At 73.5% G+C, this 1,360-nt stretch carries 1 protein-coding gene; it reads left to right on the top strand.

The annotated features are described in order from the left end of the window. Window positions 1–1,360: alpha/beta hydrolase (locus QH283_RS28675; protein ID WP_280506056.1), on the top strand; the 1,360-nt coding region annotated here is incomplete at both ends.

Below are 1,360 nucleotides of genomic sequence, written 5' to 3'. Positions count from 1 at the left end.
CCCCGACGCCGATCGCGCCGCGGCGCGACAGATCCTGGACCGGCTCGCGGCCGGGGCGCGGCCGGATCGGCTGGCGCACGCGGTGGACCCGGTCGATGTCGTGGCCTCGGCGCGCAAGCGGGCCACCGACAACGCGCGCTGGTGGCATTCGCTCACCCCGCGGGAGCAGGCGGTGATGCTGCGGACGTACCCGGCGCAGGTGGGCAACGCCGACGGCGTTCCCGCCCACGTCCGCGACCACGCCAACCGGCTTTCGGTGACCCGCGATCTGACCCGCTTCGCCGACCGCGCGCCCGAGGGCGCCGACCTCGAGCAGTGGATGCGCGCCGAACTCGACGGCGCCGCCAGGCGGCAACTGGAGAACCTGGTCTACACCTGGCGTGCGCTGTCGGTGGCCGAGGAGCGGGTGGGCAGGCTGCATCCGAATGTCACCGCCCCGCCGGTGCACCTCATCGCCTACAGCGCGACGGAATTCGGCAACGACGGGCGCGCGGTGCTGTCCTTCGGCGATATCGACACCGCCGACTCGGTGGCCTGGCAGATCCCCGGTATCACCACCACGCTCCAGCATCTGCGCGCGCGGATGGGCAATTCGCTGAATCTGTACGAGGTGGCGTCGCGGATGAATCCTGGCCGCGAGATCGCCTCGGTGGCCTGGATCGGCTACAACGCGCCGAGCGGACGCACGATGGCGACCGAGACGGTCTCGCAGCGTCCGGCCGAGGAAGGCGGCGCGCTGCTGGCCAGGGACATCGCCGCCGCGAACGCCGCGAGGGATTTCCACGCCGAGAGAGGCGGCCCGGCGCGCGCCGAGAACCACATCCTGGCGCACAGCTACGGTTCGACCACCACGGGGCACGCGGGCGCGGGCGGGCGGCTCGCGGGCGAGGTCACCACCATCACCCTGCTCGGCTCGCCGGGGGCGGGCCCCTTGCGCCATGCCTCGGATTTCGGCATCGGGGCCGACAACGTCTTCGTGGCGACCGGATCGCACGATCCGGTCACCTTCGTCGGCGCGAACGTCCCCGGCATGCCGGGACGGTTCGCCGGGCGAGGCCAGGGCACCGATCCCGCCATCGCCGCCTTCGGAGCACGGCGCATCCGGGCGGAGTTCCCCCGGGTGCCGCGCTTCTCCGACGGCTTGCGGACGCACCGTCAGTACTGGCAGTACACCGAGTGGGCGCACCGCACGCCGACCGAGGCGCTGGAGAACTTCGGCCTCATCGTCTCCGGCCGCGCCGAGGAGGTCTCCCTGGCCGAGCACCGGCCCGGGGTCGAGGAGCCGACCTGGCTCCAGCGCAATGTCGGGTCCCCACCCCGCCCCCCCCCGGCCGACCCCGGGGCCCCCCACCAGCCACGC

The organism is Nocardia farcinica (genome assembly GCF_029867845.1).
GTDB classification, from domain to species: domain Bacteria; phylum Actinomycetota; class Actinomycetes; order Mycobacteriales; family Mycobacteriaceae; genus Nocardia; species Nocardia farcinica_A.
This window is presented reverse-complemented; position numbering and strand designations above follow the sequence as displayed.